A 12,955-nucleotide genomic window follows, 5' to 3' on the forward strand; every position below is an offset into this window, starting at 1 on the left:
TGCCCCCCCCCCCCCCCCGCCGCGGCCCTCCGGGCCTCGTCCTCAAACGCCGGACGGGCTGAAAGACCTCCAGGGGCGCGGGGAACTGCGCGACCAGCCCCCACCGGCCGCACCCGAAGCACGACCCCCCGGGGTCGAAGGGGCGGAGCCCCTGGGGATGGGACGGGTAGGGGCGGCGGGGGCGAGGAAAGCGCTAGGTGTTCCGGACCGCCCGTGCCACCCGTGTCCCCGCCGCCGCCCGTGGCCCACTGTCCGGCGGGGTCCCGCGTCGTGGGTGCACCGTGTTGGCCAGGAGGACCAGGAAGGTGTCCGTGGCCGGGTCCAGGACCAGCGACGTGCCTGTGAACCCGGTGTGGCCCGCGGCTCCACGTCCGGACAGTTCCCCCATGAACCAGGGCTGGTCGATGCCGAAGCCCAGGCCGGGCGGGGTCAGTAGGAGTTCCACGAAGTCGGGGCCGAGGATGCGGGCGGGGCCGTAGGAGCCGCCGGAGAGCAGGGCGCGGCAGAAGACGGCGAGGTCTCGGGCGGTGGAGAAGAGGCCCGCGTGGCCGGCGACCCCGCCCAGCGCCCAGGCGTTCTCGTCGTGGACGACACCCCGCAGCATGCCCCGGTCCGCCTTGGCCCAGGGCCGCCGCTGGTCCTCGGTGGCCGCGGCGTCGGGGCAGGGCCCGAAGCGGGTCGCGGTCATGCCGAGCGGGCGGGTGATGCCGTCGTGGACGAGGACGTCGAGGGTGCGGCTCGTGAGGCGTTCCAGGACGTGCTGGAGCAGCAGGAGGTTCAGGTCGGAGTAGCAGTAGGTGCCGGGCACGCCCACCGGTGGCTCCGCCCGCAGCATCTCCAGGCGTGCGGTGTCGTCGGCACAGTCGTACAGCGGGAGTTCGGGACGCAGCCCCGAGGTGTGGGTGAGCAGTTGGCGCACCGTGATGTCGTGCCGGGCGGCCGCGCGGAAGTCCGGCAGGTAGGCGCCGACCCGCGCGTCGATGCCCAGCGTGCCGCGCTCGATCTGCTGCACGGCGGCGACCGCGGTGAAGAGCTTGGTGAGGGAGGCCAGGTCGAAGGGGGTTCCGGTAGTCATCGGGACGCGTTCGCGGGCCGGCAGTTCCACCCCGGCGCCCTTCTCCTCGTCGTAGGAGGCGTACCGCACCGCCCAGCCCGCCGCCTCCTCGACGGCGAGGTACGGCCCCCGCCCCACGACCAGCACGGCCCCGGCCGCCCAGGGGCGCGGGCCGGTGGTGAGGTCGTGGACCTCTCGGACGAGGTGACGCATCTCCTCGGGGTCGAGTCCGGCCCGCTCCGGCGTGTCCCCGCGCAGTCTCGGCGCGCTCAGTTCTCTGCTCCCTCCACATCCGCACGTTTGTTCCAAGGACGGCACATTCCCATGAAGCAGGCCAGCGCCACCAGTGCCGCGGCCAGTTGGACGACGGCCATCGGGACGGCGGTGTCCTCTCCGGCGATGCCCACCAGGGGCGAGGCGACGGCGCCGATGAGGAAGGAGGACGTACCGAGGAGCGCGGAGGCGGACCCGGCGGCGTGCTTGGTGCGGAGCAGGGCGAGGGCCTGGGTGTTGGGGAGGGTGACGCCCATCGCGGACATCAGGACGAAGAGCGCGGCGGCCACGGGCACGAGTCCCGCCTCGCCGAAGACGTCCAGCGACATCAGCAGCAGCGCGGTGGCCGCGAGGACCACGACCGCCAGGCCCACGCCCAGCACCCGGTCCAGGCTGACCCGCCCCACCAGCACCTTGCCGTTGATCTGGCCGATGACCACGAGGCCGACCGAGTTGAGCCCGAACAGCAGGCTGAAGGTCTGCGGCGAGGCCCCGTAGATCTCCTGGATCACGAACGGGGAGGCCGCTATGTAGGCGAAGAGGGCGGCGAAGGCGAACCCGCCCGCCAGCGTGTAGCCGGCGAAGGCGCGGTCGGCGAGCAGTCCGCGCATGGCGCGCAGCGCCTCGCCGACGCCGCCGCTGTGCCGGTCCTGCGGCGCCAGGGTCTCGGGGAGCTTCCGCCAGACCAGCGCGGCGAGCAGCACGCCGACCACCGTGAGCACGACGAACACGCCCCGCCAGTCCGTCACCCGCAGGATCTGGCCGCCGATGAGTGGCGCCACGATCGGGGCGACCCCGGAGATCAGCATGAGGGTGGAGAAGAAGCGGGCCATGGCGACGCCGTCGTAGAGGTCGCGTACGACCGCCCGCGCGATCACGATCGCCGCCGCACCCGCGAGGCCCTGCGCCAGCCGGAAGGCGACCAGGAACTCGACGGTGGGTGCGAAGGCGCAGAGCGCGGTGGCGACGACGTAGAGGGCGAGGCCCGCCAGCAGCGGGCGTCTGCGGCCCCAGCGGTCGCTCATCGGGCCGACCACCAGCTGCCCGAGCGCCATGCCGGCGAGACAGGCGGTGAGGGTGAGCTGGACGGTCGCGGCGGGCGCGTGCAGGGCGCGGGTGACCTCCGGGAGGGCGGGGAGGTACATGTCCATCGCCAGCGGGGGCGTGGCGGTCAGGCCGCCGAGGATCAGGGTGACGAGGAGGCCGGTGCGGCGCAGGGAACGGATGGATGGCTGGTTCGCCGTCGGTGCCGCGGACTGCGGCACGTCCTGTATCGGCCCCCCGAGGTCGCTCATACGTCCCTCCCCTTCGACTGATCCGCCCTCTATGCTCTCAGCTCGTACACAGTGCCGAGGGTCACACGAGCGAGGGGCGGGGCCGCAGTGGCGGAACGAAGCGTGCGGTGGGGGATCCTGGCGACCGGAGGGATCGCGGCCGCCTTCACCGCGGACCTGGTCGATCTGCCGGACGCCGAGGTGGTGGCGGTGGCCTCGCGGTCCCAGACGTCGGCGGACGCGTTCGCCGAGCGGTTCGGGATTCCCCGGGCGTACGGCGACTGGAACGCGCTCGCCGAGGACGGCGACATCGATGTCGTGTACGTCGCCACCCCGCACGCGGCACACCGTGCGGCGGCCGGGATGTGCCTGGAGGCCGGGCGGAACGTGCTGTGCGAGAAGGCGTTCACGCTGAACTCGCGGGAGGCCGTGGAACTGGTCGCCCTGGCGCGGGCGCACGGCAGCTTCCTGATGGAGGCCATGTGGATGTACTGCAATCCCCTGGTCCGCTGTCTGAAGGCGCTGGTGGACGACGGCGCGATCGGCGAGGTGCGGCACGTCCAGGCCGACTTCGGGCTGGCCGGACCCTTCCCGCCCGCCCACCGGCTGCGCGACCCGGCACAGGGCGGCGGCGCGCTGCTCGACCTCGGCGTGTACCCGGTCTCCTTCGCCCAGCTGCTGCTCGGGGAGCCGTCGGACGTGGCGGCGCGCGCGATGCTGTCGCCCGAGGGCGTCGATCTCCAGACGGGTGCGCTGCTCTCCTGGGACAGCGGGGCGCTGGCCTCGCTGCACTGCTCCATCGTGGGCGGTACGGCGACCTCGGCGTCGGTGACCGGTTCGGGCGGCCGTATCGACGTGCCGAACGGCTTCTTCTTCCCGGACCGTTTCGTCCTGCACCGTGACGGCCGTGACCCCGAGGAGTTCACGGCCGACCCGGCGGACGGGCCGCGCAACAGCCTGCGGCACGAGGCCGCCGAGGTGATGCGTGCCCTGCGGGCCGGCGAGACGGAGTCGCCTCTGGTCCCGCTGGAGGGCACGCTCGCCGTGATGCGGACGCTCGACGCGATCCGGGACCGGGTCGGCGTCCGCTACCCGGGCGAGACCCCCGAGGAGGGTTCCGGCGAGGGCCTCGCGGCCGCGCTCACGCCGGCGTGAGCCCCGGCTCCCCCACCTGGGTGACGAAGGACGCGGCCGTCGTGACCGGCGCCCCGGGCGTGGTCACGTACGGCACGGTCTTGAAGTCGGTCCGCGCCAGCTGCTGTCCGAGCGCGACCGTCACATAGCCGCGCCGCCCGTTGTAGAACCGCAGGTGCGGGTTGGCCCGCATGTAGGTGTCCCAGTTGGCGGGCTTGTCGGTGCCGTCGCGGCCGCTGGCGATCGACGTGGCGACGATCTCCGTGCCGAGCGTGGCGGAGTCGGGGTCGTCGAAGTCGTCCTTGATGTCGAAGCCGTAGCCGACGTGGACGTCACCGGTGAGGACCATCAGGTTCTCGATGCCGGCGGCCTGCGCCCCGTCCAGCACCCGGCGCCGGGAGGCGCGGTAGCCGTCCCAGGCGTCCATGGACACCCGGGAGGGCGCGGTCAGGTCGAACTTCCGCTGGGAGAAGGTGACCTGCTGCGGTACGACGTTCCACAGCGCCGCCGAGTCGCGCCAGCCGTCCAGCAGCCAGCGCTCCTGGGTCGCGCCGGTCATCGTGCGGGCCGGGTCGTCGACGTCGGGTCCTGGGACCTGGGAGCCGTCGCCGTACGCCTGGTTGGTGCGGTACTGCCGGGTGTCCAGCACGTCGAACTGGGCGAGCCGGCCCCATGTCAGACGCCGGTAGAGCTGCATGTCGGGGCCGGCGGGGCGCTGCGGGCGGCGCAGCGGCTGGTTCTCCCAGTAGGCCCGGTAGGCGGCGGCCCGGCGCAGCAGGAACTCCTCGGGCGGGACGCTGTTCTCCGGGGTGTCGTCGGCGTAGTTGTTCTCGGTCTCGTGGTCGTCCCAGGTGACGACGAAGGGGTGGGCGGCGTGCGCGGCCCTGAGGTCGGGGTCGGACTTGAAGAGGGCGTAGCGCAGCCGGTAGTCCTCCAGGGTCACCGTCTCGCGGTTGTACAGGGCGGGGAGCGTGCGGTCGGTGTAGTTGCGGTAGCCGCCGACGGAGTTGACCGCGTACTCGTAGAGGTAGTCGCCGAGGTGGAAGACGACGTCCACGTCGTCCTGCGCGAGATGACGGTAGGCCGTGTAGTAGCCGTCGCTGTAGGCCTGGCAGGAGACGGCCGCGAAGGTCAGTGAACTCGTCGTGCCGGTCGGCGCGGGAGCGGTGCGGGTACGGCCGGTCTCGCTGGTCCAGGTGCCCGCGCGGAAGCGGTAGTGGTAGACCCGGTCGGCGTCCAGGCCGGTGACCTCGACATGGACGGTGTGGTGGAACTCGGGGTGGGCGATGGCGGCGCCGCGTCTGGCGATCCTGGTGAACGCCTCGTCGTGCGCCAGCTCCCAGTGCACGGTGACGCTCTTGGCGGGCAGTCCGCCGTCGGGCTGGTAGGGGGCGGGAGCGAGGCGGGTCCACAGCAGGACCGAGTCGGGCCGCGGGTCGCCGGAGGCGACGCCGAGGGTGAAGGGGTCGTCGGTGATCCGGCGGGCGTCGAGCTGGGCGGCACCGGCCGCGCCGGCCGCCGGCAGGTTCACGGCGAAGGCGAGCGCGGCGGCGGCGCCGGTGAGGGTCATGAAGCGGCGGCGGGCGATGTGGCGGGCCGCCGCGCGCAGTTCGGAGCTGTGCTGGGGTGCAGTGATGGTCATCCGGTCCTCCCCTGCCTGATGGATGCATGAGGCATTGGAGTGGCCGGTGACGACACGAGCTTGGCGCGTACACAACACCCGGATGGCAGACAGATGAGTTCCGAATGGCGGACCGTCGCCTACGCTGCGAGGCCATGACGAACAGGCAAACGGACACGAGGACCGCCGTAGTGACCGGCGCGGGCTCCGGCATCGGACGGGCGGTCGCGGCGGAGCTGCTGCGCGCGGGCTGGTCGGTGGCGCTCGCGGGACGGCGCGCGGAGACGCTGGAGGAGACGGCGGCGCTGGTGCCGGAGGGGGCCGCTCTCACCGTACGGACGGACGTCTCACGGCAGGAGGACGTGGCCGCGCTGTTCGCCGCCACCGTGGAGCGGTTCGGGCGGGTCGACCTGCTGTTCAACAACGCGGGGACGTTCGGTCCCGGCGGGGTGCCGGTGGAGGAGCTGTCGTACGACGCCTGGCGGCATGTGGTGGACACCAACCTCAACGGGGCGTTCCTGTGCGCGCAGGCGGCGTACCGGCAGATGAAGGAGCAGGACCCGCGGGGCGGCCGCATCATCAACAACGGCTCGATCTCCGCGCACACACCGCGCCCGCACTCGGTGGCCTATACGGCGACCAAGCACGCGCTGACCGGTCTGACCAAGTCGCTGTCGCTGGACGGGCGGCCGTACGGCATCGCCGTGGGGCAGATCGACATCGGCAACGCGGCGACCGACATGACCGCGCGGATGCAGACCGGCGCGCTCCAGGCGGACGGTTCGGTGGTGCCCGAGCCCGTGATGGACGTGGCCGACGTGGCACGGACCGTGCGGCACATGGCGGAGCTGCCGTTGGAGGCGAACGTGCAGTTCGCGACGGTGCTGGCGACGGCGATGCCGTACGTGGGACGCGGCTGAGGAGCCCTCCTGCCCCACGGTCTCCACAACTTGCACAACCGGAATCAGAAATTCCGCTGCGTCAGGGCCGGTAGGAGACTTATGCTCAACTTCACCTACACCAGAGCTTCACATTTGGAGTAGGGAGCTTCGGTAGACCAAACCGAGGGGGGACGGCAGCCGTTCCATGACACCGGGTGGGGGTGGACCTCGCGTGGGACCGCGAGGTACGCACCGGTGCGTGGAACGGCTGCCGTATGAGCAGGGGCCGGTCGGTCAGGCCTGGCCCGTCTCGAAGCGGGAGATCCTGCCGTCGTCCTCGACCTCGAAGTGCCAGCGGGTGCGCATCTCGCCCCAGGTGTCGTTGCGGTAGTGGGTGAGCAGGTCGCGGCCCCGGTTGGACTCGTTGTCGACTTCCATGTGGCCGTTGGAGGAGAAGATCTCCCGCTCGATCCAGTCGGCGAGGTCGCGGTCGGTGCCGTCGTCGGCCATGGTCGCGCCGGGCGCGAGGATGCTCAGGAAGCCCTCGCGGTCATGGGCGTTGACGGCGGTGACGAAGGCGCGGACGGCGGGGTCGCTGAGTTTGGACGTCTGAATCGTCATACCGGTCAGCGTCACACCGCCCTTCGCGGCCCGCCACCCGAACGGCGGCGAGAGCGGGCCGGGTGGGTGTCGGCGGTGCGACGGTGGATACACGGGAGGTCGTCCTGCCCGTGCCATCCGCCCGTGCTGTCTGTTCCGGGAGTCACCGTGAGTGTTTACGACCGACGTGATCTGGGCCTGCTGCTGCTCCGGCTGGGTGCCGGCGGGGTGCTGGCCGCGCACGGTACGCAGAAGTTGTTCGGCTGGTTCGGCGGGCACGGCATCGAGGGGACCGGCCAGTTCATGGAGTCGGTCGGCTACAAGCCGGGCAAGGCCAGCGCTACGGCGGCGGGCCTCGCGGAGGCCGGCGGCGGCACCCTGCTGGCGCTGGGCCTGGCGACCCCGGCGGCGGGTGCGGCGGCGGCCGGCGGCATGGCGGGTGCGGCCACCGTGCACGCCCCGAACGGCTTCTTCAACCAGGAGGGCGGCTTCGAGTACGCGGCCACCCTGGGCCTCGCCGCGGCCGGCCTCGCCGTCGCGGGCCCCGGCCGCCTCTCCCTCGACCACGCCCTCGGCCATGTCTTCGACCGGGGCTGGATGGTGCCGACGGCACTGGGGGCGACGGCGGCGGTGACGGCGCTGGTGGTGGGCGCGCGGAACAGGCGGCTGGACCGGGCGGAGAAGGACGAGCAGGCAGGGCTGTTCGACGAGCAGGAGGCGCTGTTCGGGGAGTAGGGGGCACCGCCGCCCTAGGGGGTCACCGGCGCCTCAGGGTGTCACCGCCGCCCGCCGAACTCCCAGTCGTGGACCTCGAGGGCGGCATACCGGTCCTCGGTCAGCACGGCGCGTGCCGACTCCGCGTCCGGGGCCCGCAGCAGCACGGCCGTACCCAGCCAGGTGGCACCGTCGTCGGACAGCAGGGGCCCGTACGCGACCAGTTCGTCCCGGTCGGCCGGGAGGGCGAGGTCGGCGGCCGGACCCGCGCCGAGGCCGAGCACCAGATACCGGTTGCCGCCGGTGCGGCCGCCGGGGAAGTCCCACATGGTGCGCCCCAGCAGATTGCGCCACCGGCGCAGCAGCACGTCCCGGTACACGCCCGCCTGGTGGTTGGGCTCGTCGAAGGCGAACGCGCGGGCGGCCGCGGGACCGGGCAGGTCGACGATGTGCACACTGCCGGTGGGCGTCTCACCGTCCTCGGCGAAGGTGGGGCCGCGGGCGATCAGCTCCTTCGCGTACCGGTCCATGTAGGACCAGTGCTCCTCCAGCAGTTCCTCGCGCGCGGTGACCGAACCCGGCCGGTCCCGGTGGTAGCAGAAGTACTCCATGCCACCGGAGCCTTCCCGACGTGCGGCGGCATCTCAACGGACTTTCCCGGCCGGCCCTGTGCCAAGCTGCCCGCATGACTGATCAGGCCGCCGCCCCTCCCACGACCGTCGCCCCTCCCACGACCGAACCCGCCGCCGACCTGTGGGCCACCGTCGACGCCCTGTGGTCCCGGCTCGAAGCCGCCCGGCCGATCGGCGGCAGGGAGGGCATGCCGCTGTGCATGCTGAAGCTGTCGGAGGAGGTCGGTGAGGTCGCCGAGGCGGTGATCGGGGCGACCGGCCAGAACCCGCGCAAGGGGGTCACCCACACATGGGAGGACGTGGAGGGCGAGCTCTGCGACGTGGTGATCACCGCACTCATCGCCCTGCGCACGCTGACTCCCGACACCCGTGAGGTCTTCACCCGGCACCTGACCCGGGTCAGGGACCGCTCGCTGGGTCCGGTGTCCCCCTAGGAGTCAGCTTCAGCACCGTCCCCTCCCCGTTCGCCGACAGCAGCAGCGAACCGTCCGGTCCGGCCGCCAGGCCCGCGAACCGGCGGGCCATGCCCGGCATCCCGTGGGCGAAGAGGGCGGGCTCGGCACGCGGGACGACCCCGGGCGGCGGCCCGACCGGCAGGTCCTCGGCGTCGGTGCGGCTCTCCCCCGTCGTCAGGGACAGCGCCCGCAGCCCGCGCCGCCCGGTCTCCACGGTGAACAGCTCCTCGCCCAGGACCGCGAGCCCCTGCGGCGCGTCGAGCCCGTCCAGGACGACCGTCGGCGGCCCCTGCGCCTCCACCCGCAGCACCGCGCCGAGCCGCTCGTCGCTGACGTAACAGCGGCCCTCGGCGTCGAAGGCGACGTCGACGGGCTGTTCGAGTCCGTCGGCGAGGACGGTGAGGGCGTCCCGCTCGTCGACGGCCACGACCCGCCCCGCGTCCGACTCGGCGACGACGAGCGAGCCGTCCGGGGCGACCGCGATGCCGAGGGGGCGCCGCAGCCCGCCGGCCCGCTCCCGGGTGGTCCCGGCGCCGGGGTCGTACGTCTGGACCTGCCCGAACTGCGAGGTGAGGTGCAGGAGTTCGCCGTCGGCGACGATGCCGTGCGAGAAGTGCAGCAGGGCGTGGGTCGTGACACCGCCCTCCGGCGAGGGTTCGGGACGTGCGACGCGGTAGTGGTCCGCGGCGTAGACCGTGCCGCCGAGGTCGATCGTCACGCCGTACGGTCCGTCGAGTCCGCGCGGCACGATCTCGCGGACGCGTCCGTCGGGGCGCATCTCGGTGACGCCGCCGCTGGCGTAGCTGGAGACGAACATGCGGTTCTCGGTGTCGAAGGCCGCGTTGTCCAGTCCGACGACGCCGCTGGTGACCAGGGTCCGCGAGCCGCTGCCGTGCAGGTCGACGCGGGTGACGATGCCTTCGGGGCCCCGGGAGAGCACATGCAGCACACCGCCCTGGTCGAACCGCACGGCGACCGGCTGGTGCACGTCGTCCGCGACGACCTCGGGCACGCCCCCGTCCGGTGGGATCCGCCAGACCTGGCCGGTGAGCAGCGGGTTCGGTCCGCTCATCATGTGCGGGTAGTAGAGGTGCCCGTCCGGGCCGACCTGCATGGCGTTGCCGAGGGCGAGCCCGCCGGTGAGGACCACCGGTTCACGGCCGTCGGGGAAGAGCTCCATGAGCCGCCCGTCCGGCTTCATCTCGTTCACGAACAGCCGGTCGCCGAGGCAGGTGATGCCGTTGGGGTTGGCCACGTCACCGGAGACGAGCGTGTACTCCCCGTCCGGAGCGCGCCGCCACACCCGCCCCGGCACCAGGTCGGCGATGTACATGGAGCCGTCCGCGCCGAAGGCCAGGTCGTCCGGCGACTGCACAGGGCTGTCCATCGGTACGACCACCTCGACCTCCCCGGTGGCCGGGTCGACGGCGCTGATCTGCCCGGCGAGGAACTGGGCGACGTACAGCCGCCCATCGGGGCCGAAGGCGACGCCGTTGGAACCCCACAGCCGGTTGGGCGGGTTGAGCCGCTCGACCGCCCGACGGGCGTCGGCGGCGGGCCGTGTGCCGTCGGCCGCGTACCTGCTCGGCTCCCTGGCGGCGCTCATGCCTCGCCCTCCACCAGCACCTCGCGCATGCCGCCCTCCGCGCGCCAGCGGCGCAGCAGCTCGTGGAAGGCGACGGGCCCGTCACCGTACGACTCACTGCGTTCCCGCGGCCGCCCCTCGTTGTTGTAGTACCCGGGCGTGCACTCGGCCTGGAACCGGTACAGGTCGGCGGCCTTCTGACGGATCGTCGCCACCCACGCGTCCTGTGCCGCGCCGGTCGGCTCGACGTACCGGGCCTGCCGCTTGCGTGCCTCCGCGACGACCTCGGCGACATGCGTGGCCTGCTCGTCGAGGACGTGGACGAAATTGACGGAGGCGGCGTTCTGCAGGGAGCCGAGCAGGAAGAGGTTGGGGAAGCCGCGGGTGGTGAACCCGTGCAGCGTCTTCAGCCCCTCGGTCATCCACGTCTCCAGCAGCCCGGCGCCGCCCCGCCCGTACACCGGGAGCCTGCCGGACAGCACGCCCGAGCGGCCGACGTCGAACCCGGTGGCGAAGACGATGCAGTCGACCTCGTACTCCACGCCGCCCACCACGACGGCGTTCTCGGTGATCCGCTCGACGCCGTGGGTGTCGGCGGTGTCGACCAGGGTGACGTTGGGCCGGTTGAAGGTCTGCAGGTAGTGGTCGCTGAACGTGGGCCGCTTGCACATGTAGCGGTACCAGGGCTTGAGCGTCTCGGCCGTCTCCGGGTCCTCGACAATCGTCTCGACCCGGGCGCGCAGCTCGTTCATCTTCTGGAAGTCGGCGATCTCGTAGGCGAGTTCGCGCTCCTCGGCCGGGACGTCCGCGTAGGCGTTGGTCGGGATGAGCTTCTCCTGGAGCCGCGCGCTGGACGTCCAGGCGTCGTTCACCAGGTCCTCGTCCTGCCGGACGCCGGTGACGACCTTGAGGAAGTTCTCCATGCGCCGCCGCTGCCAGCCTGGCTTCAGCGTCCCGGCCCACTGCGGATCGGTGGGCCGGTTGCCGCGTACGTCGACGGAGGACGGGGTCCGCTGGAAGACGTACACCTGCGCGGCGTCGGCCCCGAGGTGCGGTACGACCTGGATGGCTGTGGCGCCGGTGCCGATGACGGCGACACGCTTGTCGGCGAGCCCGGTGAGAGCGCCGTTCGCGTCGCCGCCGGTGTAGTCGTAGTCCCAGCGGCTGGTGTGGAAGGTGTGCCCGCGGAAGGTCTCGATGCCGGGGATGCCAGGGAGTTTGGCCTGGCTGAGGGTGCCGCTGGAGACGACGACGTACCTGGCCCGCATCTCGTCACCGCGGTCCGTGCGCACGCTCCACTCCGACGCGTCCTCATCCCAGCGCAGTTCGGTGACCTGGGTCTGGAAGCAGGCGTGGTCGTAGAGGCCGAAGTGCCGGGCGATGGCCTGCGCGTGCTCGCGGATCTCCTCGCCCGGTGAGTACTTCCACTTCGGGACGTAGCCGAGCTCTTCGAGCAGCGGCAGATAGATGTACGACTCGATGTCGCAGTGGATTCCCGGGTACCGGTTCCAGTACCAGGTGCCGCCGAAGTCCGCTCCCTTCTCGACGACCCGGATCTCCTGGACCCCGGCCTGCCGCAGCCGTGCCCCCGCGAGCAGCCCGCCGAACCCGCCGCCGACGACCAGGGCCTCGACCCGGTCGTGGAGGGGTTCGCGGGTGAACTCCGGGTCGGCGTGGGGGTCCTGGTCGTATGTGCCGAACTCACCGACGGGGTGCCGGTACTGCGTGGATCCGTCGGGCCGGATGCGCCGGTCGCGCTCGGCGCGGTATCTGGCGCGCAGGGCTTCGAGGTCGAGGTCCGGCTCCTGGGGCTCGGGCATGGGGGTGCTCTCCTCGGTCGCGGGGCCGGCCACGGGAGGGCCGGGACAGGGGAAGTGAGTGCCAGTCAAGCGAATCGGGCTGACAGCTCCCAGACATATCCCGGACACCTGATCAATGTGATCCACGCCATAAGACGCAGGATGGCGGCGGCCAATACGCGGGTGCTCACGCCCCCACGGCCTGCCCCAACCAGTAGCCGAACCCGCGTCGGGTGTGGATCAGCGCGGTCTGCCCGTCGTTCACCTTGCGCCGCAGCCGCGAGACGAGCCGTTCGATCGCGCTGTCGGTCGGCGGGTCGTCCCAGACGTGCCGCCCGATCTGCTCCTTGGACAGCACGCGCTCGGCGTTGAGCAGCAGACAGCGCAGCAGCCGGTACTCGGCGGGCGTGAGCTCGATGGCGCGCTCGCCGCGCCGGGCCCGACGGGTGGCGTGGTCCAGCACGAGATCGCCGTAGCGCAGGTCGCCCTCCCACCCGCCGGGTTCCCCGCCGCGTACCAACTGCCGTGCGCGCGAGCACTTCGGCCACCCGGCCGGAGGTCCCGCCGCCCTCGCCGTGCCCCTCCGCACGGTCGGGGCCGTCGGCGCCGCCGCCGGGAAGGCTGCCCAGGAACTCGCCGCTCCCGGTGAGGAGCAGGACGGCCGGGCGGTCGGGGGCGAGGAGACGGCGACTGTGCCGGAGCGCGTCGGTGTCCCGCAGGGTCACATCGAGGATGACCAGATCGAAGCGGCGCTCGGTGAGCAGGTCGGTGGCCTCGGTGGCGCGCTCCACCACGTCGGTCCGGTAGCCGGCGAGCTCCAGCATGGTGGAGAGCGGCTCGGACGTGAGGGGGTCGCCGACGACGAGCAGGACCTGCGGTGTCGCCGCCACCGCGTCGGAGGACGGCGGCCTGGGCATGGGGGCACTTTACCCG

The 12,955-nt window shown here is 72.3% G+C and carries 12 protein-coding genes and 1 pseudogene; 4 read left to right on the forward strand and 9 right to left on the reverse strand.

All coding sequences use genetic code 11. The annotated features are described in order from the left end of the window. Window positions 1–193 precede the first annotated feature (193 nt). Both L0P92_RS21445 and L0P92_RS21450 read right to left on the reverse strand, forming a co-directional pair. Complete coding sequence (locus L0P92_RS21445) at window positions 194–1,372, reverse strand: serine hydrolase domain-containing protein (RefSeq protein WP_234764424.1); 1,179 nt, start codon at window positions 1,370–1,372, stop codon at window positions 194–196. Then, on the reverse strand, window positions 1,324–2,622 hold the full coding sequence (locus L0P92_RS21450; protein WP_234764425.1) for a multidrug effflux MFS transporter: 1,299 nt from the start codon (window positions 2,620–2,622) through the stop codon (window positions 1,324–1,326). Before L0P92_RS21450 ends, L0P92_RS21445 begins: the two co-directional genes overlap by 49 nt. Before the next feature lie 87 nt (window positions 2,623–2,709). On the opposite strand from L0P92_RS21450, the gene L0P92_RS21455 reads away from it, so the two are divergent. Continuing rightward, entirely contained in the window at window positions 2,710–3,756 is a 1,047-nt protein-coding gene (locus L0P92_RS21455; protein ID WP_234764426.1) for a Gfo/Idh/MocA family protein, read from the forward strand. On the opposite strand, the gene L0P92_RS21460 is transcribed toward L0P92_RS21455, so the two are convergent. Continuing rightward, window positions 3,743–5,377 carry an alkaline phosphatase D family protein gene (locus tag L0P92_RS21460; protein WP_234764427.1) on the reverse strand — a complete coding sequence of 545 codons (1,635 nt, stop codon included), beginning with the start codon at window positions 5,375–5,377 and terminating at the stop codon, window positions 3,743–3,745. The genes L0P92_RS21455 and L0P92_RS21460 overlap by 14 nt on opposite strands. A 134-nt stretch (window positions 5,378–5,511) precedes the next feature. On the opposite strand from L0P92_RS21460, the gene L0P92_RS21465 reads away from it, so the two are divergent. Continuing rightward, window positions 5,512–6,276 carry an SDR family oxidoreductase gene (locus L0P92_RS21465; protein WP_234764428.1) on the forward strand — a complete coding sequence of 255 codons (765 nt, stop codon included), beginning with the start codon at window positions 5,512–5,514 and terminating at the stop codon, window positions 6,274–6,276. Window positions 6,277–6,531: 255 nt separating this feature from the next. Here the strand turns inward: L0P92_RS21465 and L0P92_RS21470 are convergent, their stop codons facing one another. Then, a complete protein-coding gene (locus tag L0P92_RS21470) occupies window positions 6,532–6,858 on the reverse strand; it encodes a nuclear transport factor 2-like protein (protein WP_234764429.1) in 327 nt (108 codons plus the stop codon). 147 nt (window positions 6,859–7,005) lie between these two features. Between L0P92_RS21470 and L0P92_RS21475 the strand changes: the two genes are divergently transcribed. Further along, window positions 7,006–7,572: a DoxX family membrane protein gene (locus L0P92_RS21475; RefSeq protein WP_234764430.1), complete on the forward strand. Its 567-nt coding sequence runs from the start codon at window positions 7,006–7,008 to the stop codon at window positions 7,570–7,572. Window positions 7,573–7,613: 41 nt separating this feature from the next. Here the strand turns inward: L0P92_RS21475 and L0P92_RS21480 are convergent, their stop codons facing one another. Continuing rightward, entirely contained in the window at window positions 7,614–8,162 is a 549-nt protein-coding gene (locus tag L0P92_RS21480; protein ID WP_234764431.1) for a YciI family protein, read from the reverse strand. A gap of 74 nt (window positions 8,163–8,236) precedes the next feature. Between L0P92_RS21480 and L0P92_RS21485 the strand changes: the two genes are divergently transcribed. Continuing rightward, window positions 8,237–8,617, forward strand: a complete 381-nt coding sequence (locus tag L0P92_RS21485; protein ID WP_234764432.1) for a MazG-like family protein — start codon at window positions 8,237–8,239, stop codon at window positions 8,615–8,617. On the opposite strand, the gene L0P92_RS21490 is transcribed toward L0P92_RS21485, so the two are convergent. From L0P92_RS21490 to L0P92_RS45515, 4 genes and pseudogenes are all read right to left on the reverse strand, one after another. Beyond that, a complete protein-coding gene (locus L0P92_RS21490; protein WP_234764433.1) occupies window positions 8,583–10,244 on the reverse strand; it encodes a hypothetical protein in 1,662 nt (553 codons plus the stop codon). The genes L0P92_RS21485 and L0P92_RS21490 overlap by 35 nt on opposite strands. Beyond that, window positions 10,241–12,043, reverse strand: coding sequence for a flavin-containing monooxygenase (locus L0P92_RS21495; protein WP_234764434.1), 1,803 nt, complete (start codon window positions 12,041–12,043; stop codon window positions 10,241–10,243). Before L0P92_RS21495 ends, L0P92_RS21490 begins: the two co-directional genes overlap by 4 nt. Window positions 12,044–12,209: 166 nt before the next feature. Further along, window positions 12,210–12,611: a winged helix-turn-helix domain-containing protein gene (locus L0P92_RS21500; protein WP_234764435.1), complete on the reverse strand. Its 402-nt coding sequence runs from the start codon at window positions 12,609–12,611 to the stop codon at window positions 12,210–12,212. Window positions 12,612–12,717: 106 nt separating this feature from the next. Further along, window positions 12,718–12,939, reverse strand: a pseudogene (locus L0P92_RS45515) (response regulator); the annotation flags it as partial. Window positions 12,940–12,955 lie beyond the last annotated feature (16 nt).

Source organism: Streptomyces muensis, assembly GCF_021474425.1.
GTDB lineage: Bacteria > Actinomycetota > Actinomycetes > Streptomycetales > Streptomycetaceae > Streptomyces > Streptomyces muensis.

Excerpts from the sequence above, each read along its gene's own strand:
- L0P92_RS21490 (WP_234764433.1), bottom strand. The coding sequence starts at position 10,244 with ATGAGCGCCGCCAGGGAGCCGAGCAGGTACGCGGCCGACGGCACACGG.
- L0P92_RS21480 (WP_234764431.1), bottom strand. The coding sequence starts at position 8,162 with ATGGAGTACTTCTGCTACCACCGGGACCGGCCGGGTTCGGTCACCGCG.
- L0P92_RS21495 (WP_234764434.1), bottom strand. The coding sequence starts at position 12,043 with ATGCCCGAGCCCCAGGAGCCGGACCTCGACCTCGAAGCCCTGCGCGCC.
- L0P92_RS21460 (WP_234764427.1), bottom strand. The coding sequence starts at position 5,377 with ATGACCATCACTGCACCCCAGCACAGCTCCGAACTGCGCGCGGCGGCC.
- L0P92_RS21465 (WP_234764428.1), top strand. The coding sequence starts at position 5,512 with ATGACGAACAGGCAAACGGACACGAGGACCGCCGTAGTGACCGGCGCG.
- L0P92_RS21485 (WP_234764432.1), top strand. The coding sequence starts at position 8,237 with ATGACTGATCAGGCCGCCGCCCCTCCCACGACCGTCGCCCCTCCCACG.
- L0P92_RS21450 (WP_234764425.1), bottom strand. The coding sequence starts at position 2,622 with ATGAGCGACCTCGGGGGGCCGATACAGGACGTGCCGCAGTCCGCGGCA.
- L0P92_RS21470 (WP_234764429.1), bottom strand. The coding sequence starts at position 6,858 with ATGACGATTCAGACGTCCAAACTCAGCGACCCCGCCGTCCGCGCCTTC.